The sequence below is a fragment of the Providencia sp. JUb39 genome (assembly GCF_012272845.1).
GTDB lineage: Bacteria > Pseudomonadota > Gammaproteobacteria > Enterobacterales > Enterobacteriaceae > Providencia > Providencia lanzhouensis.
Genome location: NZ_JAAWXD020000001.1, coordinates 1924166 through 1948984, shown reverse-complemented (window position 1 = coordinate 1948984; position 24819 = coordinate 1924166). Strand labels below are relative to the sequence as shown.

Here is a 24819-nt window from a genome sequence, read left to right as displayed (position 1 = left end):
ACTTAAATGACTCTAGTGGTCAGTGAATTATCATTAATCGTTAGCTTTAACATATCCCCAGAAGCCAATGCCCCCACACCTTCCGGTGTGCCGGTTAAGATAACGTCCCCAGGACGTAGGGTAAAGAAACGGGACATATAGCTAATGAGCGGTAAAACTGGCGTGATCATATCACGGGTCGAGCCAGACTGACGAATCTCACCGTTGATTTCTAAACTCAGTGACATATTTTGCAGGTCACTGGTACCACTAACGGGAATAAAACCTGAAATTGGACATGAACCATCAAAAGCTTTGCTTTTTTCCCATGGCTGCCCTGCTTTCTTAAATTTTGCCTGTAAATCCCTTAGGGTTAAATCAAGTGCGACTGCATAACCGGCGATTGCGCGAGCGACTCTATCTTCATCCGCATTTTTAAGAGGCATACCGATCAAAATCGCCATCTCAACTTCGTGGTGAACCGAGCCTAACTCTTTAGGAATAACAATTGGCTGGTTCACATCACATAGTGCAGTTTCCGGTTTAATAAATAAGACAGGCTCCTCAGGTAGTGCTGAACCCATTTCTTTAATATGTTTGGCATAGTTACTGCCCACACAAACTACTTTATTGGCAGGGAAATCTAATAAAGCACCTTGCCAGTCGCGATGTTGATACATATCGGTAACTCCTATTATCGTTATTGTATTTTTGCAGCGATACCATCCGCCATCATACAAACACTTAATGCGAAATAATATGAACGATTCCAATGCATAATCGTGCGGAAGTTTTGGGTCACTAAGAACGTTCGACCTTCAGGGTCATCAGGAATAACCACCCATGTTTTTAAATCTGGCGATAGTCGAGAAAATGCAGGTAATTTAACCCCTAATTTTTCCCACTCCTGAACGGTTTTTCCTTGTTCCGTTTTAACCCCTTCTAAGCTACGGTTAAAATCAGCAGGTAGTGAAACTTGATAGCCCCATGGTAATGCAGATTGCCACCCTTCCGTGGATAAATAGTTAGCAACTGAAGCGAAGACATCGGCTTTGTTATTCCAAATGTCCATTTTACCGTCACCATCGCCATCTGCGGCATAGGATAAATAAGACGTTGGCATAAATTGGCTCTGCCCCATCGCCCCAGCCCATGAACCTTTCAGTTGCTGATCTTCTGGGATATAGCCTTTATCCATGATTTCCAAGGCTGCTAATAATTGCTTACTAAACAGTGCTTCACGACGCCCTTCAAAAGAGAGTGTGGCAAGCGCTGAAATTACATCTTCTTTACCCTGTGAACGACCAAAACCACTTTCGAGTCCCCATAAAGAGACAATGTATTGTGACGGTACACCATATTTCTGGCTAATCGCGTTCAATACCGCTTGGTTTTCATAGTACTTTTCAACACCCGCATTAATGCGAGATTGTGGTAAGACATTTTTTAAATAGCTGGCTAACGTCACTGTTGCGCGTTTTTCAGGTTGCCCTTTATCCGCTTTTACAACACGTTCTAGGAAATAAATGTTAGCAAAGCCACGATCAATCGTAGATTGTTTGATACCTTGAGCCGCAGCATGTTGCTTCAGCAATTCCACATAAGCTGGAAATTGTGAGGGTTCACGTTGTTCAATTGGAAAAGCTTTATCTAGCGCGATAACTTCTTTCTCAATCGCAGCTTCTTGTGCCGTTGTCAGAATTCGAGTTTCGTTTGCTTGAGTTGCAGCTTTTTGGGTTTGCGGAGCACTGCAACTTGCTAAAAGTACACCAGCGACTAAGGTATATAATAACGTTGGCTTCATTTTTATCCTCCTGACGATAATGGCTTTTTAAGGATCATCCTAAATTGTCTTAGTCGTTTAATTCGCGATATTCAGAAAGTAAATTTTCAACCGGAGGTGGGAATTGCAAGTAGTAACCAACGTCTTGAAGGTCAGCTCGAACTCGCTCAATGTCCGCATTTGCTAGCTTTTCACGTTTATCCAATGAAATTAACATTGAAAACTGTGGTTTGCCAAATTGCTTCAGGAGTTCTTCTGGTACGCGTGAAAAGTCATCTTTCTTTTCGACATATAAATAAGTTTGATCACGGTTCGGGCTTCTATAAATTGCACAAATCATTATATTTAACTCTTTTTCTTGGTTCGTAAGCTTGCTTGAAGTATGCAGTAACTATAACATGCTATTGTTTTACTGAGTATCTTCACCCGAGGATTGTTTCGGAAATTTTAATTTGCTGAGTCTAGATAGATGCCACAATCGCCAATAGAACTTAAAGGCAGCAGTTTTACTCTTTCAGTCATTCACTTACACAGTGAAGAGCCTAAACTCATCAAAAAAGCGCTGCAAGACAAGGTCAATCAGGCTCCTGATTTTCTTAAAAATGCCCCAGTTGTTATTAATGTTGCAGAATTAACTCACCATGCGGATATGTACAGTATCCACAAAGCGATTGTTTCTGCAGGTCTTCGAATTGTGGGCGTCAGCGGTTGTACTGACCCACTGTTAAGACAAAAAATCAATGAAGCGGGCTTGCCAGTGCTTATTGAAGGTAAAAGCAAAAAAGCGCCAGAACCATCAACGGATGACGTTACTTTTGCAAAATCTGATATTGCCCCACAACCTGCTCCTATCGAATCTGCTTATCGCAAAACCCGTATTATCAATACTCCTGTTCGTTCAGGTCAGCGTATTTATGCGCCAAATAGTGATCTCATCGTCACAAGTAATGTTAGTGCAGGTGCAGAATTATTAGCAGATGGTAATATTCATATCTATGGCGTTATGAGAGGTCGTGCCCTTGCTGGTGCCTCTGGTGATATGGAAAGCCAGATTTATTGTACTCATTTGCAAGCAGAGCTAGTGTCCATTGCAGGCGAGTATTGGTTGAGTGATCAGATACCTACTGAATTTCTCGCCAAAGCAGCTAAACTTTGTTTAGTTGATAACAAACTTAATATTGAATACTTAAATTAGACCTTATTTACAAGGAATTATTCATGGCACGCATAATTGTTGTTACTTCTGGTAAAGGTGGCGTTGGTAAAACCACTTCAAGCGCGGCCATAGCTACCGGCCTAGCTCAAAAAGGGAAGAAAACCGTAGTTATCGATTTCGATATCGGTCTGCGTAACCTTGACCTAATCATGGGGTGTGAACGTCGAGTAGTCTATGACTTCGTTAACGTTATCCAAGGTGATGCAACTCTTAATCAGGCGTTAATCAAAGATAAACGTACTGAAAACCTTTATATTCTTCCTGCATCACAAACTCGTGATAAAGACGCGCTGACTCGTGAAGGTGTTGAAAAAATTCTTGATGAACTCAGCAACGAAATGGCGTTTGACTTTATTATCTGTGACTCTCCTGCCGGTATTGAAAGTGGCGCATTAATGGCGCTTTATTTTGCTGATGAAGCCATTATCACAACTAACCCAGAAGTCTCTTCTGTTCGTGACTCAGACCGTATTTTAGGGATCTTATCCTCTAAATCTCGTCGCGCAGAACAAGGTCAAGATCCAATTAAAGAACGTTTATTGCTAACTCGCTACAACCCAGGCCGAGTGACTCGTGGTGATATGCTGAGTATGGAAGACGTTTTGGAAATTCTGTGCATTCCATTAGTGGGTGTGATCCCAGAAGATCAGTCTGTTTTACGTTCATCTAACCAAGGTGAACCTGTCATTCTGGACTCTGACTCTGAAGCAGGACAAGCATATAGCGACTGTGTAGAACGTATTTTAGGTGAAGATCGCCCTATGCGTTTCATTGAAGAAGAGAAAAAAGGCTTCTTAAAGCGTCTATTTGGGGGATAAATAATGGCTTTATTGGATTTCTTTCTGTCGAGAAAAAAGACGACAGCAAATATCGCAAAAGAGCGACTGCAGATCATCGTTGCTGAACGTCGCCGCGGTGATAGTGAGCCAGCTTATCTTGCTGATATGAAGCGAGATATTTTGCAAGTTATTTGCAAGTATGTTCAAGTTGACCCAGAAATGTTATCCGTACAATTTGAACAAAAAGATGATGATATTTCTGTTCTCGAATTAAACGTCACCCTTCCTGAAGCGGAAGAAGGTAAAGACGTTAAAGAAGCAAAACCAGCAGAACAGTAATATTGTACAATGCCGCTATATCGCTATATTTATATAACGCCATAGCGGCTTGATTTTGTTAGCGATTTCAGTATTAGTCTAACTTGAAGTTAATTTTTAATATCATTTTTCTGTTCATATTTTCAGGTGGCTTACCGAGTGGCTTGCAACGCTTAATCGCATCCAATATTGCCTGCTCGAAAAATTGGCTCTTTTCTGAATCCACCACTTTCGCATTGACCAACTCACCTTTCTCTGTGACATCAAACTGAACTTGAATATCCCCTTGCATACGCATTTTGCGGGCTCGTCGCGGGTACTGTTTATGTCTATCAATTTCCCGTTTGATCTGGTCTAAATAGCGCTGTTTGGCATTGATGCTATTTTCACCATCAGAAAAATGAGCGAGATCACCTTGCTGCCCTGCTGCTAAAGAATTTGCTGTGTTTTCTCCTTCTTTAGCTCTTTGAGTTTGCAAATCATCTCGAAGGCTTTCTTTCTTGGTTTTTTCTTCCGGCTTAGCCTTATTTTTTACAGAACTACGTTTTTCAGATTTCACTTCTTTGGGTGTTCTTTCAGCGACGGTATTTGAGGTATTATCTTGCTGGTTACGCTGCTTACTGACCTTGATGTTCGCGTACTCAAATTCCTCAATGGCATTGAGTTCACCACCAGTTACCGATTGGCTTTCTTGGGGGATACTCACTTGTTGCTCAACTAAAAACTGGGTTAACGCGACGGTCACCACTGGTGAAATTAACGGTGCTGTCATTTTGAATGACAATGAATTGAATGCAAAAAAACAGAAATAAATAATGGCGCCGTGTAATAAGCCAGAAAGCGGTAATCCATAATAAATTCGAAAATAATTCATGGTGATATTCCTAATCAGCCCCAGCAAAATTGCTTTGCTGGGGCTGAGCCTTAGAAGTGACTGGTCACACTTAAACGAAGGGATCTCCCCGGTGCTGGCATCATGCTACGTGTCAGCGGGTCAATGTAATATTCGTTTAATACGTTAGAGGCTAACAATTCCACTAACAGATTCTTATTCACTTGATAAGTGACATAGGCATCGGTGACAAATACCGCATTCCAACTCATAGGGTTATTGTTTAAAGGTGCATAAGAAGGACCAAACTTGCTCGCCATCTGTGCTTCATCTTTATTCTCTGTTTTGGCGTGATACCTTACGCGCCCACCAACTTCCAAGCTTTCATTAAAGAAACGCATTCCTAAATTAGTGTGAATGCTGTACTTAGGTTGTAACTGGGTTCGAAGATAACCATTCGGAAAACCGCCTTCAGTACAAATTGATCCTTTGTACTTGTTCAACGGGTCTAAATGAACCATCGAAGCATCATCACAGACTTCATTTTTCAGCCGGAAATCTACCCCTAAATCCCCAAAGAAACGCCCATTATCATAGCGGGCTAACACTTCTAATCCGGCGGTTCGGTGCTGATCCATTTGCGCAAAAACTAACTTGCCATCACGATCAAACGCATTATCGATAATATTATGGTAATAATTGATTCTAAAATCGGCAGCATTTTCTGCTTTCAACCAACTTTGCAAATTACGTACATAACCGATTTCAAAAGTATGGCTGCGCTCTGGCTTAAAGGGGCGCGTTCTTATGGCGCTATCACCTGCACCAGAAAACCCAATGGTATCTTCAAAAATACTTGGCATTCTAACGGTTTCAGCATAACGAGCAAAAACACGATCATTTTCTGAAAGGTAAATTGATCCTCCCAGTGATGGGCTCCACGCGGAATTAATACGTTTACCTGGGTTTTTATACTTTTCGTTCTCACTGACTGAAATATAGTCCCATTCTTTATTTGGAGCGCGATAGGCTATGATTGCTTTCACTTTTTTCTGGCTAATCGGGTCAATTACTTCTTCTGTGAGGTCAATTTCCCCATTATAGAATGGGTTATTCTCCACTGTCAGCTTGCCGTCTTCATCCACTCGCCATTTGATATAGTCGAATCCGGTAATACGGAATCCCTCATACTCTTCATGGATTGTAGAATAGTGTTCGGCTTTTTTTAGGGAATACTTAGGAAGTGATAATGCTTCTGCGACAAACCACTCAATTCTAGAAGTACCAATGCTATAGTCATGCCAATTGCCAACCTTATCGTAGCCATCAAAAGTACGCCCTTTGTTATCCACATACTCTCTCACTTTACGCGCTTCCTCTTCAGTAAATGGTCTCGAATACTCGAAATTCATAGCTTGCTGAATTCGATGCACAGCAAATCGTGAGTCTTTGACTTTTAATCGACGTTCTCTTAATAAATCTCGTGACCAATAGTTTTGGTACTGTAGACCCGCATTTACATTTAACCAATCCGTGGGGCGCCAATCCAGTTTAATTGCTCCGCTGTATTCTTGACGCTTACCTTCTCGTGGAATAGCTCTAAAAACATTACGTTTAGGAATTTCTGCATTTGGCGCATATAAATCCTCATGACTATTAATTCTTTCATGGATAAAATTGCCAATAAACGTAATATCAAAATTAGGAGTTAACTGTGATTTATTCGATAAAGAAATACCTTGTCGGTCATTAAGTTGATTTAATTTAATGGCATCCACCAATTTTCCGTTCATATAAGGATTTTTGCCATTAATTTCAATTGTCCAATCTTCCTCTAATGGTTGCCTAGGAGCACCACCCGCCGTATTGGAATTTAAATCTGTTTTTGTTAGCCAATAACTCAATTTAAAATCCAATAATGACTGGTCGTTGGGCTTAAACCCATAATTTGCATAGAAAGAACTTAAGCTAATATTGGCTAAAGGCCATTGAGGAATTTCACCAGCCAAATCATGAAAACGAATTTGTGAAGGCATAATTTCCCCGTAATGGCTTTTTGTGTGTACATAACCAAGGGATATTTTTTGTGATTCAGAGAGCTGCAAATTTATTTTTTGAAGAAAGGTTTCGATATTACTGGAGGTATTACCCACTTCTTTGGTTGGCAAGTAAACATTGGCAACAAAAGGGATATTAGGATCTAACGTTTTTTCTGAGTATTTATTGTCTCGAGGAATAATTGGTTCTCGGAAATAGTTTGCGCCATGACGCCCCGCAAAATAATTACCTTGGTTTCGGTGGCTATATGCAAATAACAAGTCGAATTTATCTTGCCGTAACCCCAGAGCTACTCGCATAGCACTATCTTTTAAATTAAAAAAATTTGAACTTCCCGGTTGATCCGGCTCAACTGAAACTTCCGGATCTCGAAACATCATCAATGACATTCTTTCATCATATTTTTTAAAACTGTCCATTAACTGAAAATCATCACGGTAATCCGTACCTAAATGCAGTTGGTTAATTCTTGGTTTGGTTGAGTTAGTCCGTGTTTCTAATTTAATATCTATTGCGAAGCGTTCATCGAATGGTACAACATCATCAATACTAAGAGTTTTAACTGCAACACCTCCACCAACTGAAGTGCGAATATCACGATCTAGCATCGGGCTTTTTACTACCGTAATACTGCTGATCATATTAGGGTCTATATAGTTTCGGTTATTAGCCCCGTTGTAGCCACGCCACACAGTGATGGCTTGTTCTGAACCATCTATCGTGACGGGTACACGCCCTTGACCTTGAATACCTCGCACATTTGGGTCTAACGCCCCACTATTACGTGCATCTCCGCTATATACACCGACACCATGATTCAATATATCGGCGGGGTTGGTGCCTTTATAGCGCTCGGCCGCTTCTTTACTGATATAGATATTTGATTCGTCTTTATCATATTGGTCATCCGCACCTTTTTGATCCCGCATTTTAATCGTATCAGTCAGGTCTTTTACCTGTATATTGCCCACTTGTTCCCTTGAGCTGGCATAAGACGAAAGTGAAATGACACCCATAGTTAACCCTGTGGCAATTTGCATTGCCACCACTGCTGTTACTTTCATATTAAATCTCAATACGAACTAAAACGTTTTACTTAAATTTAAACCCACTTCGCTTTTATTATAGGAATAGCTTATTTTTGCACTGCTATCATTGAATTTACAATTAATATAGAGTGTTGGTGTTAATGATAAAAACTTGTGTCCTAATAGGGTTATTTGGCTATTTAACTCCCAAGATTCATCACTACGCTTTGTATTAAGCGCACTGTCGAAATCAAAAAAATCATAATTGCTGCTTGTTAATTTATTGACTAATTTATTCGAACCAAAGACGTTAACTGAGCCCACTGTTAACCCTGATACTTGATAGCTATCACTTTTATATTTTTCAATATTTTTACCACCATATAAATTTGAGAACAGACTCCATTGTGGATTAACCGAATAAATTGCCGTTATACTATAATTAATATCATAACCTGATCGCGATACTCGTCTCCCAAAGAAAGCTTGATTTTTATACGTTAGATTGGATAAAAAATAAAGCTTATTGCTGGGAGAATATGTCCCCGTAATGCTCGCGCCGACACTGTAATAATCAAAAAGATGCCCCCGCCAATTAATATCTACAATAGGTGAAAACGTGATTTTTTTATTCCCATAAAGATACTGATAGCTTACCGATAAGTAACTTGAAAAACGCCTTTTTACTGAGCGATGTGGATATTCCCATACATGGCCACCTATACCGGCTAACAGCGAATGCCCTCGATATTGCCAAAGGATTTTATTAGCATTTCCTGAAAAACTGTACACCAAACCGGATTTGATTTCGCTACCTTGCATGCACCACGTCGAATTACATTGCTGTTCACTGTTACCATGAGCCTCAGTATAGTTTGTGTCATATTTTACATCCGCATTGAAATTTCCCTGCCAATTAGCTCGATTTTCTAATGCTGTAATTTCACTGTCTATCTGTTTTATTCGTTCTTCAGGTAAACCTACTCGATATTTGTTTTTTATTTTCTTGTATAACGTTAATGCTTCATGATGATAGCTATTTTTTATATACACATGTGCTAATTTCATTTCAGCAAATACTGAATCAGAGCTTCCATTAACCATTTTTAAATAAAATTTAAGCGCCAATGGGTAATCACCATTAAAATAGGCTCTCTCCGCTGAAATATAATCCACCATACCTTTGTCATGATTTTTATCATTTAGATATTTAGGTAATAGTTCATCGATTTCTTGAAATTGCTGCCGATTGACCAAATCATAAAGAATAAAACCAAGGTCGTCGACAGTTTTATTAATTTTAAGTGGGATTATATTTAAGGATTTACTTCTTGTGTTATTTATTTCAGTTAAAAACCCAATTATTTGTTCATATTGTTGTTGCCCATAATTTTGCTTAGAAAATGAATTCACAGAGAACAATAATAGAATTAATACCTCAATCTTGCTGATTATTTTTTTCATCCGTCTTCCTTTTTCTTCTTCCATAACAATACAGGTAGGCAAAATAACTTTTGCCTACCTGATAACAACGATATTGCTAAACAAAGAGTGTTAAATAAAGAAATTACTCTTCGGTTTGGCTACCACCAAAGGCAGTGTCATATTCATGATTACTGTTAAACACCGCGATACCCGCCACATGCTCTGCATTCTCACCAAAGAAGCGACCATAGTTCATACCCGTTACGGTATCATTGGCAACTGCCGAACCAGAGAATGAACCCGCATCTTGAATTTTACCTTCAAGTGCAATTTTTAGATTTTGACCCTGTAATGAACCTGTATAGCCCTTATCACCAAAGTCGGCTTCAAATGTACCAGAGAGTTGTTTCTCTCCATCATATTGGTTGATACCAGCAATGGTGTAAGTGGCTTTACCTTCAGTTGGTACAGCTGTTGTCGCATCTTTTCCAGAAAAGAAAGCGGTATGTTTGGCATCGTCCTCCTCTCCAGTTTGTGACCAATCTCCATAATAAATTTCAGCATCCGCGATTTTGGAGAACTGGAATTTCCCCCCGTGCGGAGTTCTAGGAAGAACATAGACGTTGCCCTCTTTTGGGAACATAATCATTCTGGTTAGTCCTGAAAATGAAATTCTTTTCCCGTTCGCCTTATCACGATAGCCAATACCTGGTGAACCAACTTCACCACCATGTAGATCTATAACTGATTGCGTTACTCCTACCGTTACATTCGATCTTTCCGTCTCATACGTTTGGCTCTGCGCGGATTCCGTTACCGCACTCGCATACGTAGATACCCCCGCCAAAATAGCAATTAACGTAACTTTAGTACTTTTATTCATATTCAATTTCCTTATATATAAATAAGAAATTAAAAGGAGATGATACTTTTTGCTTTGTACTCTTGGACGTATTTGTGGGCCCACAAACTGAAAATGATTTTATGAGAATGAGTTTTATTTACAAATAGAGAATTTATAATTCAATTAAGAATCATTATATTAGAATGATATTTTTTCTTTTTATTTTTCAAATAACTGTAAAATAACCCTCCCCATACAAATGTTAATCATCGCTGTAATGGGTTATTTTAAGTTTGGTTTTTATTTATATTTCCAATTTTTTAAGAGTAATTACAGAATTGAAATGCATTAAATAGTGTCATTAATGCCAAAGTGCAGTGTTATTTTCAGATTAGTGCAAAATAATAATCTTTATTATTTAAAGAAGAATAAGTATTTAATATTGGCAGAATGAGAATAAAACTTATTGATATGAGTAACAAATTACCGAAGAAAAAAAGTACTTTAAAAATGGGATAAAGGCACAAAATCATCGCTATTTTGTGCCTTTATCATAATTATGCTTGGCTAAGTAATTGGGTTAATGGCGCTTCCAGTAACCGACCTCGCCAACCAGCAAGCAGTTCAGGCTGACATGATTTCTCTTTTAGCCCCCAATGTACCGCTAAAAACTGGTTAATTTGTCGACGAGATGCTAATAACTCTGGGTTGAATTTTTCATTCTCGGCGATCTCTTTCACCACCCCTTTGATCTCTTTAAAAATGCTTTTGTATTGGCTCTGCTCAGTAATATTAGCAACGGGTGCTGGATACTGGCTGGCATCCAGTTTCTTCGCGTCTTCGACAATACTTAACAAGCGGCGACCATGGCAGCGAATTTCTTGCCCAGATAAACCAAGGGCATCCAACTCACCTAAAGAGCTCGGTAAATAACGCGCAATTTTCCACAGATTTTCTTCTTTAACCACGAAATTTATCGCCATATCCCGCGCTTTGGCTTGATCCAAACGCCATGCCGCCAGCAACTGTAAGCAAGCAAGTTGCTCATCGCGTAATTGCCATGCATTCGTGATATTTAAGTAGGCTTTTTCAGGTTTAACTGTTTTTTGACGGCGAGCAACCACACGCTGACACTCGTCTTGGGCATCGGCCAAATAGCCAGCTTCCGTCACTTTTTCCATCAAAATTTTAGCCAGCGGCAGTAAATAAAGTACATCCGCCATTGCATAATCACACTGCTTCGAACTTAAAGGGCGCGCGAGCCAGTCTGTTCGAGATTCACTTTTATCTAACTCAACTCCCAAATGTTCCGCCACTAACGTAGCGAAGCCGCAAGAAATGGGATAACCCAAAAATGCCGCTACGATTTGGGTATCTATCATCGGCTCTGGCACACAACCAAAATCATGCATAAACACTTCTAAGTCTTCACTGCCTGCATGTAAAAATTTCAATTGGTTTGGATTGGTTAACAGCGCCTTAAATGGGCTAAAATCCGTCATTAATAGCGGATCAATCAGTGAAACCTGTTTTCCATCATACAACTGCAATAAGCCCAGCTGTGGGTAATAGGTTCTAGTGCGAACAAACTCAGTATCTAATGCTAACCACGGCGCATCACTGGCCTCTTGGCAGACTTGGGCTAATTCGCTATCTGTTGTGACTAAACGGTAATTCAAAACAAGTTTCTCTTTATTATAATTTGGTTAAGTGTATCTGACTGACACAGTAACGCCGGTAAAAACCGGCGTTACACACATTGCTTTTGTTAATTCACCAGCTAGTTGGCTATGACGGTGATTTTTCTCGTGTTTGCTGCTCTTCGGCTCGTAATTCTTTTCGTAGAATTTTTCCTACGTTAGATTTCGGCAACTCATCACGAAACTCAAAAATTTTCGGGACTTTATACGCCGTTAGCGAACGGCGGCAGAATGTTTTTAGATCTGCTGCGGTCAGCGCTGAATTTTTGGTAACCACAAAAACCTTCACCGCTTCCCCAGTACTTTCGCTTGGCACCCCAATTGCAGCACATTCGATAACATCAGGATGCATGGAAATAACATCTTCGATTTCATTTGGATAGACATTAAAACCAGAGACAATAATCATATCTTTTTTGCGATCAACAATACGAATATAGCCTTCGTCATCTATTTCTGCGATATCGCCAGTCGCTAACCAACCATCGATAAGCACTTCACTGGTCGAATCGGGACGATTCCAATATCCTTTCATCACCTGCGGGCCTTTTACCCACATTTCCCCAGGAGTACCATGAGGAACTTCATGCCCATCATCATCTAAAAACTTCACATCGGTTGATGGAACAGGTATCCCGATACTACCACTATAAGCGGTTAAATTATATGGGTTACCAGAAACTAATGGCGAACATTCCGTTAAGCCATAACCTTCGAGTAAATGCCGCCCCGTCAGCGCTTGCCACTTCTGAGCAACCGCTTTATGGACAGGCATTCCGCCTCCAACAGACAGCCTTAAACGGGAAAAATCAAGCTTCTGAAACTCAGGGTTTTGCAACCATGCATTAAAGAGCGTGTTAACACCCGTGATCGAGGTAAAGGGATAGCGGGATAATTGTTTCACCGTATCTGGCACATCTCGCGGGTTGGTGATAAGCAGATTCACGCCGCCCACACTGATAAACAATAAGCAGTTTACGGTCAGCGCAAAGACGTGATAAAGCGGCAGTGCCGTTACCACATATTCATGACCAAAATGTAAAACAGGACCATACGCAGCTTTAGCTTGGGCGATATTCGCAAGCATATTACGATGCGTTAACATCGCACCTTTGGCTACCCCAGTCGTACCACCGGTATATTGTAAGAATGCTAAATCTTCGCCAATAATATTCGGCTTGATATATTGCATTCGATAGCCTTGATGCATAGCGCGACGAAACGAAATGGCATCCGGCAAATTGTATTTTGGAACCAACCGTTTTACATATTTCACCACAAAATCCACAATTGTGGCTTTCGGGCGCGGTAGCTGATCCCCTAAGCGGGTTAAAATAACGTGTTTAACTTTGGTATTAAAAACGATTTTTTCTAATGTATGTGCAAAGTTAGAAACGATGACAATCGCTGTCGTCCCGCTATCATTTAACTGATGCTCTAACTCTCGCGGGGTATACAGTGGGTTAACATTAACCGCTACCATACCCGCACGTAGGATCCCAAACAGTGCAATAGGATACTGCAACAAGTTTGGCATCATTAAAGCAACTCGGTCACCTTTTTTAAGACCCAATCCATTTTGTAGGTATGCGGCAAATGCGCGGCTTCTCTCTTCAAGTTTACGGTAGGTCATCACTGCGCCCATATTAATGAACGCGGGCTGATCCGCATATTGAGAAACGGCGTTTTCAAGTAACTCTGCTAATGACGCGAAGTCATCAGGACTTATTTCTTCAGGTACATCAGCAGGATAGTTTTTTAGCCAGATTTTTTCCAAAATGTTACTCCTGAATTTAGTGAGTTATTATTTTACACAACCCTTTAACAAATTATTAACTCATTGTACCAGTTTGAAAATTAGACAATGTTAAGGTTGAGAGCTATATCACTAAATAAATTTCATTCCTTCGAGATAAAAATAAGGCGGTCAATGCCGCCCTATCAACTTATGATTAATTCACCAGAACTTTAGTCTGCTTATAACCTGTAATTATACACTGTTGGCAGGAATTTTTGGAGAATTAAGCGATTAATAGTCCACTCATGCTCAGTATTTTTATAAAAAAAATCCTAGCTTAACTAGGATTTTTAGCAGAATAATACTATTGCTTAATCTTCCGTTAAATACGTCTGTACTTGAGCCGGCCCCACTGGATACCCATAGCCCCATCCCCAAGGATGATTATAGTAATATGGGGAGCCATAATACCCGTACCCCCATGGACCCGCAGGCGGTGGCATCATCACGCTTTGTGCAATGCTCCAACGTTGGAAGCCTGTGACATTCATTGTCACATATTGATAAGGTACCTCTCCGATTTTCCCTGCTTGTTCTCCAGTTATGTTACCCACAACAGTGACATAGCGGTTTTTAAAATCGTTTGGCTCAACAAACCCGTTAATATAAGCGTAGATTCGACCAAGCGATGCGGAGTTTAATTCAGGCGCAGCGTCATATTTATTTAACGTCATGACGGCTATCTCAATCCGCGTTCTTTTAGGCTCATTAAAGACAGATAACACTTTACCGCCAAAACGCGCTTCTTGACCAATATACATCTCCGGCGCATTTTGCACCGACTTAAGATTATCTGCAGGATTAGGTACTGATCCCTTAATAGACTGAGGGATAGATACACAACCTGCCAGCGCTAATATGCCCGCAAGTAATAGAGTTTTCATTGCCGAGCGGTAGCTAAATTGAATTTTCATTTACCACCTCCAATTAGCAGTCATTATAAAGTGAGATAGTACGTATTAAAACTGCTGGTATTCCTTATCACATTATATGTGCAATCCAATTTTTATTAACGCTTATTTATTCAATAATAGCTCAATTAAACACCGATTCTATATCTTAAATTAAAAAAATAGCTATCGGTTTTACCCTGATAGCTATTTTTTCATTCGAAAAAAATCATGCTGATTCTATTTATTCGCGACCCGGTAATTTTTTCCAAGTCACTTCATTACGCAAATAAGTCGGTTCGACATTCTCAACCGCAGTCACTTTACCTGCTAGCCACAGCTGCTCAGCAATTGGCAGCATATCTTGCGCTGCAGGTAACGTGATTAGGCTGTCACTTAAGGACAAGCCTTCTAATAATTCAGGATAAGCAGCCCAGCCCGTTCCTGCATGACTCCATTGCCCTTCTAATTCAGTGAATTTTAATTTGAAATCAGCAGGAAGCATCACAGCTTCAGTTTCTTCACCTAACCAAAAACCCTGCTCATCGCGTTGATATTGCGCACAATATATTTCAGACATTCGAGCATCAATCGCCACCAACACACGGGAACTATTCGTTGTTCGATATACACCTTGTGCCAGCGTCATCAGCGAGGAAACACCAATCATGGGTAAATCGGCGCCCAGCGCTAAGCCTTGAGCAATGCCCACACCAATTCGAACCCCAGTAAAACTACCCGGTCCACGCCCAAATGCTAATGCATCTAATTGATTAAGTTTAATGCCTGCTTGCGCTAACACTTCTTCTACCATCGGTAATACTTTTTGAGTATGTTCGCGAGGAGAGATCGCAAAACGCGAAATAATTTCACAGTCGCACAGTAATGCAACAGAACAAGCTTCAGTGGCTGTATCAACAGCTAGAATACGACTCGACATGCCTAAACTCCGGCAAATATTAGGTTTTTTGTTGTCGCCTTATGACGGCAACCTGAAAGATGGGCGGTATCTTAGCATAAACCGCCCACAGGATTGCATAAAATTAGTGTTTCTCAATCGCTTCCGCACGCTTTGTTGCCAAAAATTCAATCGCTTTATTCAGATCTCGCGTACGTGGCGAAGGAGGTAAGCTTCGCAAAAACACCTCCCCATAAGGGCGAGTCACTAGCCGATTGTCACAAATCACAATCACGCCGTAATCTTTTGTATCACGGATCAAGCGTCCCACCCCTTGCTTTAAAGTGATGACGGCATCGGGCAGTTGAACATCGGCAAATGGGTCTCCCCCTCGAAGTTCACAGTCTTCAATCCGAGCGCGTAATAACGGGTCATCCGGCGCGGTAAACGGGAGTTTATCGATGATCACGCAGGTCAGTTCATCGCCCCGAACATCAACCCCTTCCCAGAAACTGCTCGTAGCGACCAAAACGGCATTTCCTGCCGCAATAAACTGTGCCAGCAATTTATTTTTACTGCTTTCCCCCTGCATAAGTACAGGCAATGTCAACGACGCTTTAAACTCTTCGGCTAATTCCCTCATCATTAAATGAGAGGTACATAAAAAGAAGCATCGACCTCGGTTTTTTTCAATTAACGGGCGCAACATATTGGCAAGCTTTTGAGCGCTACCCCGTTGATTAGGTTCCGGTAAAAAGCGAGGCACACACAGCAAGGTTTGGCTTTCATAATCAAACGGGCTCGCGAGCAATAATGTTTTCGCAGAACTAAGCCCTAAGCGGTCAGTAAAGTGGCTCAGTTTTTCGTTAACAGAAAGGGTTGCTGACGTGAACACCCAACTAGCCGGCGTACTGGCAATCATTTCACTGAATTTATCAGCGACAGTGAGTGGCGTTAAGGCTAATAAGAAGTGACGTCCGTAGCTCTCAAACCAGTAACTATAGCCCGGTATGGTGACATCCTTTAAGCGGTTAAGACGGTTGCGGTAAATCGTCACGCGCTCAAAAATAGAATCCAAACTTTGGGAACGCCCTAATGACGTTTTGATAACTTCATAGCAGAGTTCCAGCGCATCATCCAGTAGCGTTAAAGCTCTCTGAACTTCGGATAACTTCAATAATTCCCGTAAATTACCTCGGAAACTGTTTTCCCCTAAGTTAAGGCGAAAATCCAGTGTACTTTGAGTCAGTCTATCGGCACTTTTTTGCAGTTGGGCTTGGTCTTTTAGCTCTGTACGGTATGTCATTATCATATCGCGAGCTAAATCTAACAGTTGTCGGCTACTGAGTTGCTGACCAAAATATTGGCTTGCAATATCAGGGATTTGATGGGCTTCATCGAAGATCATCACATCCGCTTGGGGGATCAACTCCCCAAAACCTGTATCTTTCACCACTCTGTCAGCCATAAAAAGATGGTGGTTAACGACCACCACATCTGCATCAAGGGCTTTACGACGCGCTTTGAGTACAAAGCACTCTTGGTAGCGGGGGCAATCACTGCCTAAACAGTTATCGTTGGTACTAGTAACTAACGGCCAAACGGGGCTATCTTCAGCAATATCATGGCAAGTACTGGTATCCCCCAGTTCTGATTCGATGGACCAACTGCGTAATCTGACAACCGCTGCGAGGATCTCCGGTTCAAGGCTACCTCCACCGAGGGATTGCTGATCTAACCTTTCAAGACACAGATAATTTGAACGCCCTTTTAGAAGCGCCGTTTTACCCGTGTAGTTCATCGCATCGATAATCGTAGGTAGGTCGCGGTGATAAAGTTGGTCTTGTAGTGCTTTCGACCCTGTAGAGACAATCACTTTTTTGCCACTTCGTAATGCAGGGACGAGATAAGCGTAGGTTTTCCCTGTTCCTGTACCCGCTTCAGCCACCAGCACATGCTGCTGCTCAATAGATTGAGTAACCGCGTCAGACATGGTGACCTGCGCAGCTCGAGGTTGGAAACCGGGAATTGTTTTTGCTAGAAAGCCATCTGCTGAAAAGTCGTTAGACACTACGAACCTATATTGCTTACTGTTGATGAGCACACTTTACCATGAGTTCAAGATGGCTGCTGAGCTAATTATCGTTTCATCAATGAACTGATTTTCATCATAGTAGCAAACTGATATCCTTTGTTAGCATTGATAATAAGGAACAATTATGACTATTGAACGCATTGACCCAGATACCCGTTGGTCTGAAGCTGTTATCCACAACAACGTGGTCTATTACACTAGCGTCCCAGAAAAACTGGATGGCGACATTATTATTCAAACCGCAGATACCTTAGCCGCTATTGATGTCATGTTAGGCCGAGTGGGTTCAGATAAAAGCAAAATTTTAGATGCGACTATCTTCCTTGCAGATAAAGCGGATTTTGCTGGCATGAACCAAGCGTGGGATTCATGGGTTGTTGCGGGTAGCGCACCTGTTCGTTGCACTGTTCAAGCGGCTCTGATGAAGCCTGAATATAAAGTTGAGATCAAAATCGTTGCGGCGATTGATTAGTCTTGATTGATACTTGAAAAAGAACCATCAGCTTAATGCCGTCACTTGAATTGAGCGGCATTATTTTTTAACGTGATGTTTTGACCTTTTATTTTCTCACTTCTCTTACTTCTTTTCTGTCTCACTACATACCATAGCATGACGATAGTAGCTAATTTTTGGCTCCTATTTTACAGATCTATTTGATTTATTTATTGAAAGTAAAAAAATGTATTATTTAGTGCCTTACTGTTTGCCCATCTTCTTTTTTCATCTCAAATGAAATTTGTATTCCTCTACACAGTAGGAAATAATAAATCTTTACATGACAATAGGAATGAATATTATTATCACACCATGTGAAGTAGGAATTCTAAAATGTCTTTTAAGATCAATTCAAGTTTAGTTTTTATTATTACCATATTACTGGGAGCTGTTCCTCTCTCTGCTATATGGTTACACATGATACCTAACATAGTAATAATCAGTATTAGCAATTGGATAGATGAGATACCTGTGATTTATTCAGATTATTATCGAAATGAAAGCTATCTATCCGCTTTATACTGTAAAATCGCACCTGTATTTTCGATTCCATACTATTTGGTTATATGGAATTCTATAAAAATAAAAAAAGAACACTTTAAATTATATAACAAAGGGATAATTACAACTATATTTGGTTATTTTAGTATAATTTTAATCATTTCTATGATCACCTATATTAATTACTTCTTAAACTATAACATATCAAATGGAAACAGAAATTTGCGAACAATTTCCGCTTTTGAATTTACTTCATTTCTCTATTATTACGCCATCTTTATATCAATCTTTACCATTACTTGCGCTGCAGTAAATGCATTTATATTTCTACCTATTAAGTATAAAAAATAAAATATAAACCAATCTCATGCAATATATAAAATATAACAACCTTCATTATAAAAATGTAAACATTATCTTTATTGCTGACTTTTAAAAATAAATATACCTTTTCAGTCATTCCATCTAAAATATGATGGATATAAATAAATTTTCTACTCTGAAGGATTTTATGCTTTTTTTTATAAAAATGAATTAATACAATAAAGAGAGTCTAATTTTTCTCAAGAACTAGTGAATACTGTAGTAAATTCATTTTTGGAAATGACGTCGTGATTGAATTGTAAAATAGCCACTACAGCTAGTGTCTTTATAATTAATAGATATATCAGAAAGTTGAGTAGACTGAGCTATTGAGATGCTATAATCCACACTTAAACGCCCTTGGTAACCTTTAATTGTTGCGTTACCTTGCCCATAGGCTGCCTAATGGCGGCCATTCAAAAAATAAATAGAAATAAAATTATTTTCATTAACGAATGAATAACCATATATTATTCTATGAAAATTAGTTCAATATTTTAAATATATTACTTCACTGAAAGTATTAATTTTAGATGTAATTATATATTGAAAAGCTATTAGTACTATATTGTAGAATAAACACTAATAGCTTTAAGAATTGTATTGTCCGTTACGACATTTTAATCAGCACCATACCGATAAGTAAGAGGACTAACCCACCCCAACCTTTATAGTTTAGGCGTTGATTAAACAGGATCCAGCCAGCAGCAACTGTGGCGATTAAACCGAATGCTCCCCATAATGCATAAGCGACTGACAGTTCAATTCCCTTCACTGCCTGCGCCAGTGCACTAAATGCCCCTAATACGGCGATGAGAGACAAAATTCCTAACCAATAACGTCTAAAACCGTCCGACATTTTTAAAAATACGTTGGCAAGAATTTCCAGTACCACTGCGAGGATCAAAAATGCCGCATGCCACCATTCAAATTGACTGGCCATACTACACCTCCGATTTAGCGGTCTTTGTCACTAAAGCTCGGGCTTTGGCGGAATCAACCGCGTTTTTTGCAGCTTGTTTTACTTTCTGAGCTGATTGGCTAACAGCCGCTTTTTTGGTACCTGATTTGATCAATGCAATACCTGTGATCAGGAAAACTAGGCCACCGACTTTCATTGGTGACAGCGATTCACCAAACCACAATACGCTAAACGTCGTAATTAGCAGAACACCAACACCTTCCCACATCGCATAAGCAACACCCAGTGCCACTTTTTTTACCGCAACCGCCAGTAAAATATAGGAAGTCGCAATCATCACATACATCACAGCCATACCAGTGAAATCACCGCTTACACTGGCATGTTTCATTGATAACGTACCAATGACCTCAGTCACGATAGCTAATGCTAAAAATATCCAATAAATCATTATAGTATCCCTCTAGATACAGCTTCGCCATAGCCTGTTTTTTGAACAAGATAGAAAGGCAATGAGCTTAATGATTAAGCTTTAAGCTGTTTAAAATTCAAATAAAAGAGTGCTGATTTTATTCAGCGAATTGAATAATCTAGAAGGACGCTATAATGCGCCACACCAGTGATACTCACTGGAAAGAATAGCGGAAAGGAAAAGCTTGTGTGTTGATCTTCTTTGGGACTTACTGATCTTTATGCTAGTCACGCTAAGCATGATATCTCATTCATTTCATCGGATGGACATCCATCCAAGTTACTCCGAACCCTCATATAATTGTTAGTTTCAAGCTATTTCTACCATGCCAAAATTATTAAGTCAATGAATACAAACACTTTTTGAATTTGTCATATTTATGCATAAATATTCATTAATATGCTAAGCAATACAGTGGCAGCGTCTATTTTGCGAATAATTCCGTTATTTCCCTCGCATTTATTTTTAGAGGATCTAAGCAAAAAAATTTTTTTTCGCCCTTTTTTATGCTGTTAACATCCCATTCAATATGAATTTTTCCGGTTACCATTGACAATCAACGCCAACACGCTTCTTATCGTGTTATCCGTTAGAAAATAGCAATAATGAACACCAATAAGAGAGAGTCATGGACACCTTTACGCTAACGTCAAATAGTTTTCAAAACGCCGCCGATGCCACCCCGCTTCCTTATGATGTAGTCTCCATTCAATCACAAGTTGTGTATGGCAGTGTGGGTAATAGCATCGCTGTCCCCGCATTGACCAAACAAGGATTACGCGTTGCTGCAGTTCCCACCGTTATTCTAAGCAACACGCCCCACTATGCCACTTGTTATGGTGGAGAATTACCCGGTGAATGGTTTCGTGGCTATTTACAAGGCTTTGTTGAACGTGGCAGCTTAAACAGCGTTAAAGCCATTTTGACGGGTTATTTAGGTTCCCCAGATAAAGCTCACGATCTTGCAAATTGGCTTGCCTCCGTGCGCGAGCAACACCCTAAAATGCCTGTCATTGTCGACCCTGTAATGGGAGATGAAGATAGCGGCTTTTATATTCCCCCAGCGATTGCCGATGTTTATCGTCATGAAGTCATTCCACTCGCGACGGGGATTATCCCGAACAAGTTTGAACTTTCCACACTCAGCGGGCAAGAGATCAACAATCTAGACGATGCCACCCGTGCAGCTCGCTCGTTGCTCAAAGGGCACACCCAGTGGGTCATTATTACGAGTGCTTTCCAACCTGATGAGGAAAGTATTGAAGTGGTTTGTGTGACTAAACAGGATGTCGCCGTTATTCGCCATAAACGTTACCCTGTCACACCAAAGGGCACTGGAGACCTATTCGGCGCTGAGCTTACCGCTCAATTATTAGCCGGATTATCGGTTCCTGATGCAGCCAAAATGGCGTGTTTGCGTATCGAGCAAGGCATCATTCATATGGCGGCTACGGGGCGTAGTGAGTTAGTGCTATAGCCTTTCTAGCTATGTATTTATGACATACAATAAAGCCCAGTCAGATGACTGGGCTTTCATTACAACGCAAGAAAAATCACTCAAACTCATTCCACGAACGACCATCGCGAGCAATCATTGCTACTGAAGCGATAGGCCCCCATGTTCCCGCTTGATACGGCTTAGGCGCGTCGTTATCCATGGCCCACGCTTCCATAATGGAATCGACCCACTTCCACGCTTCTTCCACTTCATCACGACGTACAAACAATGCCTGAATACCACGCATAGCTTCTAATAATAAACGCTCGTAAGCATCCGCAAGATGCGTTTGGTTGAAGGTTTCGGAGAAACTCAAGTCCAGTTTAGTGGTCTGTAAACGGTGTTTATGATCCAAGCCCGGTGCCTTATTCATAATTTCAATATCGATCCCTTCATCTGGCTGTAAACGAATGGTCAATTTGTTTTGCGGTAAATCTTGGTAGCTTTCAGAGAAAATATTCAGTGCTGGCTTTTTAAAATAGACCACAACTTCTGAACATTTTGCGGGTAAACGCTTACCAGTGCGCAGGTAGAATGGAACCCCTGCCCAGCGCCAATCATCAATATCTACACGTAAAGCCACAAAAGACTCGGTCTGGCTCTGCTTATTCGCGCCTTCTTCTTCTAAGTAACCCGGTACTTTCTTACCTTGTACAAAGCCCGCAGTATATTGACCGCGTACGGCTTTCTCACGCACGTTTGTGTGGTCAATGCGGCGTAAAGAACGCAGCACTTTCACTTTTTCATCACGAATACGGTCAGTGGTTAAGTCTGCCGGCGGTGACATGGCGATCATCGTTAAGATCTGCAACAAATGGTTTTGCACCATATCACGCATCTGACCTGCTTGGTCAAAGTAACCCCAACGACCTTCGATACCGACTTCTTCCGCAACGGTGATCTGCACATGGTCAATGGTGCGATTATCCCAGTTATTAATAAACAATGAGTTCGCAAAACGCAGTGCCAGTAGGTTTAAAACCGTTTCTTTACCTAAATAGTGGTCAATTCGGTAAACTTGGCTTTCATCGAAATATTTAGCCACTTCATTGTTGATCTGCTGAGATGAAGCTAAATCTGTACCTAATGGTTTTTCCATCACCACGCGGTTAGGTTGCTTGTTCAACCCTGCGTGACCCAGCCCATGACACATTTCACCAAATGTGCTTGGTGGCATTGCAAAATAGTGGATAGCGGGTTGTGTATCTTGCTTAAGCATATCGGCTAAACGAACGAAGTTATCCGTTTCACTGACATCTAAATTGCAGAAATCTAAGCGTGCGCTTAAACGCTCCCACAACGCCGAATCTAGCTCTTCTTTCAAAAAATCATTTAATGCTTTATGCACAAATTCTACATAATCGTTCCGTTCCCATTGGGCACGACCAACGCCGATAATACGAGTATCTGGATGGATATAACCTGCTTTTTCCAATTGATACAGTGATGGAAGTAACTTGCGACGTGCTAGGTCACCTTTAGTGCCGAAAATAATCAGGTCACAAGCTTGAGCAGCATTATGTACCGCCATGTTGGTTCTCCTCAATCTGCGGAATTTAGAAACTATCTGATTAGAGCCCAAAGAAAATAAGGGAATACTTCACTCTAATGAGATAGGTTCTGAATGTCGTTTTTATAAAAATACAATCGGTTGCCTGCTAATGTACCCGTTTGCTACTGCCCAGTAAATATTGATGACGCTGGTCACAGTTTTTATGCTGAAAAATACAGCATACCCAGACATCAATAAAATTTTTTATCACTGAATGCTTCCAGCTTTGTTGGAAAATCACGGTTTATGTAGTGAGTTTACTAAGTTGAAAATTAGATACGGGTCATATTTTCGTAAAAAAAGCCATTGGTTACGCTCAGTGTATAGATAGCTTACAATCAACACGTAGTATATTTTCAGTCATATCCGGATGTTAATGCCACCATACTCTGATGGCAGAAATATTTCTCCTTTTGCTGAAATAGGCACTTTTGCTATATGAATATTTTAGAACAAATGAAAACTAGCCTCGATTTTTTGAGTAAATCAGAAAAAAAAGTGGCGGAAGTCATTTTAGGGATGCCCCAAAGTGCTATTCATCTCAGTATAGCGGCGTTAGCCCAACTGGCTGACGTCAGCGAGCCTACCGTCAACCGATTTTGCCGAAAAATGGAAACCAAAGGGTTTCCTGACTTTAAATTAAAACTGGCTCAAAATCTTGCCAATGGCACGCCATACGTTAATCGCCATATCGAAGAAACTGACACCGTTAATACTTATACTCACAAGATTTTCGAGTCGGCGATGGCAGGGTTAGACAATGTCAAACATACCCTCGATACGCATGCCATTAATCGCGCTGTTGATTTACTCACTCAAGCGCGAAAAATCAGCTTTTTTGGGTTTGGTGCTTCTGCGGCGGTTGCCCACGATGCGATGAATAAATTTTTCCGTTTTAATATTCCAGTCATATACTTTGATGATATTGTCATGCAACGCATGAGCTGCATCAATAGTAGCGAGGGAGATGTGATTGTGTTGATTTCTCACACAGGACGCACAAAGGCCTTAGTCGATATGGCGCAACTCGCTCGCCAGAATGATGCGACAGTCATCGCAATTACCTCTGAAGGTTCCCCTCTCGCCAAAGAAGCCAGCTTATCAATTATTATTGATGTCCCTGAAGATACGGATATGTACATGCCAATGGTCTCTAGGATGGCTCAGCTTGCCGTCATTGATGTATTAACCACTGGATTTACTTTGCGTAGAGGCGAAAAATTTAGAGATAACTTGAAACGGGTCAAAGAAGCGTTACGCGATTCGCGGTTTGATAATGTCTGAAAGATGGAAATGACAATGTTAAAAGAGGTTTCTTAATTCTACCGGGCCCAAAGAGTTTTTATTCTCCCGATGGCTTTAAGAAATTTGC

Annotated in this window: 22 protein-coding genes; 7 read left to right on the top strand and 15 right to left on the bottom strand. The window is 40.6% G+C overall.

What is annotated here, in order from left to right; genetic code table 11:
- Nucleotides 1–2 precede the first annotated feature (2 nt).
- Genes HFU86_RS08955 through HFU86_RS08945 form a run of 3 tightly spaced genes read right to left on the bottom strand, consistent with a single transcriptional unit; the run spans nucleotide 3 to nucleotide 2102 of the window.
- The gene (locus HFU86_RS08955) at nucleotides 3–659 is read right to left on the bottom strand and encodes a fumarylacetoacetate hydrolase family protein (protein WP_132495886.1); all 657 of its coding nucleotides are present in this window, start codon (nucleotides 657–659) and stop codon (nucleotides 3–5) included.
- 20 nt (nucleotides 660–679) lie between these two features.
- Nucleotides 680–1783, bottom strand: coding sequence for a lytic murein transglycosylase (locus tag HFU86_RS08950; RefSeq protein WP_187129070.1), 1104 nt, complete (start codon nucleotides 1781–1783; stop codon nucleotides 680–682).
- 49 nt (nucleotides 1784–1832) lie between these two features.
- The gene (locus HFU86_RS08945; RefSeq protein ID WP_036948197.1) at nucleotides 1833–2102 is read right to left on the bottom strand and encodes a YcgL domain-containing protein; all 270 of its coding nucleotides are present in this window, start codon (nucleotides 2100–2102) and stop codon (nucleotides 1833–1835) included.
- A 129-nt stretch (nucleotides 2103–2231) separates the two neighbouring features.
- Here HFU86_RS08945 and minC point away from each other — a divergent pair, with 129 nt between their 5' ends.
- Genes minC through minE form a run of 3 tightly spaced genes read left to right on the top strand, consistent with a single transcriptional unit; the run spans nucleotide 2232 to nucleotide 4096 of the window.
- Nucleotides 2232–2957 carry a septum site-determining protein MinC gene (gene minC / locus HFU86_RS08940; protein ID WP_036948199.1) on the top strand — a complete coding sequence of 242 codons (726 nt, stop codon included), beginning with the start codon at nucleotides 2232–2234 and terminating at the stop codon, nucleotides 2955–2957.
- Between the two features lie 23 nt (nucleotides 2958–2980).
- Nucleotides 2981–3796 (top strand): septum site-determining protein MinD, encoded by an 816-nt coding sequence (minD, locus tag HFU86_RS08935; RefSeq protein ID WP_036948201.1) that lies wholly within the window; start codon nucleotides 2981–2983, stop codon nucleotides 3794–3796.
- Nucleotides 3797–3799: 3 nt separating this feature from the next.
- The gene (gene minE / locus HFU86_RS08930; RefSeq protein ID WP_036948203.1) at nucleotides 3800–4096 is read left to right on the top strand and encodes a cell division topological specificity factor MinE; all 297 of its coding nucleotides are present in this window, start codon (nucleotides 3800–3802) and stop codon (nucleotides 4094–4096) included.
- Between the two features lie 73 nt (nucleotides 4097–4169).
- Here minE and HFU86_RS08925 read toward each other — a convergent pair whose 3' ends face one another.
- From HFU86_RS08925 to HFU86_RS08885, 9 genes are all read right to left on the bottom strand, one after another.
- Nucleotides 4170–4949, bottom strand: a complete 780-nt coding sequence (locus HFU86_RS08925; RefSeq protein WP_255425964.1) for an energy transducer TonB — start codon at nucleotides 4947–4949, stop codon at nucleotides 4170–4172.
- 50 nt (nucleotides 4950–4999) lie between these two features.
- Entirely contained in the window at nucleotides 5000–8029 is a 3030-nt protein-coding gene (locus HFU86_RS08920; RefSeq protein ID WP_187129069.1) for a TonB-dependent receptor domain-containing protein, read from the bottom strand.
- 18 nt (nucleotides 8030–8047) lie between these two features.
- Nucleotides 8048–9457, bottom strand: a complete 1410-nt coding sequence (locus tag HFU86_RS08915) for a surface lipoprotein assembly modifier (protein WP_255425963.1) — start codon at nucleotides 9455–9457, stop codon at nucleotides 8048–8050.
- 103 nt (nucleotides 9458–9560) lie between these two features.
- A complete protein-coding gene (locus HFU86_RS08910) occupies nucleotides 9561–10301 on the bottom strand; it encodes a Slam-dependent surface lipoprotein (RefSeq protein ID WP_187129067.1) in 741 nt (246 codons plus the stop codon).
- 518 nt (nucleotides 10302–10819) lie between these two features.
- Nucleotides 10820–11941, bottom strand: a complete 1122-nt coding sequence (gene rnd / locus HFU86_RS08905; protein ID WP_187129066.1) for a ribonuclease D — start codon at nucleotides 11939–11941, stop codon at nucleotides 10820–10822.
- Between the two features lie 109 nt (nucleotides 11942–12050).
- Nucleotides 12051–13739: a long-chain-fatty-acid--CoA ligase FadD gene (fadD, locus tag HFU86_RS08900; protein ID WP_187129065.1), complete on the bottom strand. Its 1689-nt coding sequence runs from the start codon at nucleotides 13737–13739 to the stop codon at nucleotides 12051–12053.
- A gap of 332 nt (nucleotides 13740–14071) precedes the next feature.
- The gene (locus HFU86_RS08895) at nucleotides 14072–14674 is read right to left on the bottom strand and encodes a Slp family lipoprotein (RefSeq protein ID WP_036948218.1); all 603 of its coding nucleotides are present in this window, start codon (nucleotides 14672–14674) and stop codon (nucleotides 14072–14074) included.
- A 220-nt stretch (nucleotides 14675–14894) separates the two neighbouring features.
- Nucleotides 14895–15590, bottom strand: a complete 696-nt coding sequence (tsaB, locus tag HFU86_RS08890) for a tRNA (adenosine(37)-N6)-threonylcarbamoyltransferase complex dimerization subunit type 1 TsaB (RefSeq protein WP_187129064.1) — start codon at nucleotides 15588–15590, stop codon at nucleotides 14895–14897.
- 103 nt (nucleotides 15591–15693) lie between these two features.
- Entirely contained in the window at nucleotides 15694–17619 is a 1926-nt protein-coding gene (locus HFU86_RS08885; protein WP_187129063.1) for a helicase C-terminal domain-containing protein, read from the bottom strand.
- A 148-nt stretch (nucleotides 17620–17767) separates the two neighbouring features.
- On the opposite strand from HFU86_RS08885, the gene HFU86_RS08880 reads away from it, so the two are divergent.
- Both HFU86_RS08880 and cui read left to right on the top strand, forming a co-directional pair.
- A complete protein-coding gene (locus HFU86_RS08880) occupies nucleotides 17768–18115 on the top strand; it encodes a RidA family protein (RefSeq protein WP_187129062.1) in 348 nt (115 codons plus the stop codon).
- A gap of 357 nt (nucleotides 18116–18472) precedes the next feature.
- A complete protein-coding gene (gene cui / locus HFU86_RS08875; RefSeq protein ID WP_187129061.1) occupies nucleotides 18473–18991 on the top strand; it encodes a colicin immunity protein Cui in 519 nt (172 codons plus the stop codon).
- A 622-nt stretch (nucleotides 18992–19613) separates the two neighbouring features.
- On the opposite strand, the gene mdtI is transcribed toward cui, so the two are convergent.
- Nucleotides 19614–19946, bottom strand: coding sequence for a multidrug/spermidine efflux SMR transporter subunit MdtI (gene mdtI, locus HFU86_RS08870; protein ID WP_036948232.1), 333 nt, complete (start codon nucleotides 19944–19946; stop codon nucleotides 19614–19616).
- 1 nt (nucleotide 19947) lies between these two features.
- The gene (gene mdtJ, locus HFU86_RS08865) at nucleotides 19948–20376 is read right to left on the bottom strand and encodes a multidrug/spermidine efflux SMR transporter subunit MdtJ (protein WP_187129060.1); all 429 of its coding nucleotides are present in this window, start codon (nucleotides 20374–20376) and stop codon (nucleotides 19948–19950) included.
- Between the two features lie 649 nt (nucleotides 20377–21025).
- Here mdtJ and pdxK point away from each other — a divergent pair.
- A complete protein-coding gene (gene pdxK / locus HFU86_RS08860) occupies nucleotides 21026–21874 on the top strand; it encodes a pyridoxine/pyridoxal/pyridoxamine kinase (RefSeq protein ID WP_132495875.1) in 849 nt (282 codons plus the stop codon).
- A 76-nt stretch (nucleotides 21875–21950) separates the two neighbouring features.
- Here the strand turns inward: pdxK and zwf are convergent, their stop codons facing one another.
- On the bottom strand, nucleotides 21951–23426 hold the full coding sequence (gene zwf, locus HFU86_RS08855) for a glucose-6-phosphate dehydrogenase (RefSeq protein WP_036948242.1): 1476 nt from the start codon (nucleotides 23424–23426) through the stop codon (nucleotides 21951–21953).
- A 459-nt stretch (nucleotides 23427–23885) separates the two neighbouring features.
- Between zwf and HFU86_RS08850 the strand changes: the two genes are divergently transcribed.
- Entirely contained in the window at nucleotides 23886–24731 is an 846-nt protein-coding gene (locus HFU86_RS08850; RefSeq protein ID WP_036948244.1) for a MurR/RpiR family transcriptional regulator, read from the top strand.
- The last annotated feature ends 88 nt before the right edge of the window (nucleotides 24732–24819 follow it).

Bases quoted from the DNA above. Each gene is read 5' to 3' on its own strand.
- tsaB (WP_187129064.1), bottom strand. From the start codon at position 15,590: ATGTCGAGTCGTATTCTAGCTGTTGATACAGCCACTGAAGCTTGTTCT.
- mdtI (WP_036948232.1), bottom strand. From the start codon at position 19,946: ATGGCCAGTCAATTTGAATGGTGGCATGCGGCATTTTTGATCCTCGCA.
- zwf (WP_036948242.1), bottom strand. From the start codon at position 23,426: ATGGCGGTACATAATGCTGCTCAAGCTTGTGACCTGATTATTTTCGGC.
- HFU86_RS08910 (WP_187129067.1), bottom strand. From the start codon at position 10,301: ATGAATAAAAGTACTAAAGTTACGTTAATTGCTATTTTGGCGGGGGTA.
- minD (WP_036948201.1), top strand. From the start codon at position 2,981: ATGGCACGCATAATTGTTGTTACTTCTGGTAAAGGTGGCGTTGGTAAA.
- mdtJ (WP_187129060.1), bottom strand. From the start codon at position 20,376: ATGATTTATTGGATATTTTTAGCATTAGCTATCGTGACTGAGGTCATT.
- HFU86_RS08950 (WP_187129070.1), bottom strand. From the start codon at position 1,783: ATGAAGCCAACGTTATTATATACCTTAGTCGCTGGTGTACTTTTAGCA.
- HFU86_RS08895 (WP_036948218.1), bottom strand. From the start codon at position 14,674: ATGAAAATTCAATTTAGCTACCGCTCGGCAATGAAAACTCTATTACTT.
- HFU86_RS08945 (WP_036948197.1), bottom strand. From the start codon at position 2,102: ATGATTTGTGCAATTTATAGAAGCCCGAACCGTGATCAAACTTATTTA.
- pdxK (WP_132495875.1), top strand. From the start codon at position 21,026: ATGGACACCTTTACGCTAACGTCAAATAGTTTTCAAAACGCCGCCGAT.
- HFU86_RS08880 (WP_187129062.1), top strand. From the start codon at position 17,768: ATGACTATTGAACGCATTGACCCAGATACCCGTTGGTCTGAAGCTGTT.
- minC (WP_036948199.1), top strand. From the start codon at position 2,232: ATGCCACAATCGCCAATAGAACTTAAAGGCAGCAGTTTTACTCTTTCA.
- cui (WP_187129061.1), top strand. From the start codon at position 18,473: ATGTCTTTTAAGATCAATTCAAGTTTAGTTTTTATTATTACCATATTA.
- HFU86_RS08925 (WP_255425964.1), bottom strand. From the start codon at position 4,949: ATGAATTATTTTCGAATTTATTATGGATTACCGCTTTCTGGCTTATTA.
- HFU86_RS08915 (WP_255425963.1), bottom strand. From the start codon at position 9,457: ATGAAAAAAATAATCAGCAAGATTGAGGTATTAATTCTATTATTGTTC.
- HFU86_RS08920 (WP_187129069.1), bottom strand. From the start codon at position 8,029: ATGAAAGTAACAGCAGTGGTGGCAATGCAAATTGCCACAGGGTTAACT.
- HFU86_RS08850 (WP_036948244.1), top strand. From the start codon at position 23,886: ATGAATATTTTAGAACAAATGAAAACTAGCCTCGATTTTTTGAGTAAA.
- HFU86_RS08955 (WP_132495886.1), bottom strand. From the start codon at position 659: ATGTATCAACATCGCGACTGGCAAGGTGCTTTATTAGATTTCCCTGCC.
- minE (WP_036948203.1), top strand. From the start codon at position 3,800: ATGGCTTTATTGGATTTCTTTCTGTCGAGAAAAAAGACGACAGCAAAT.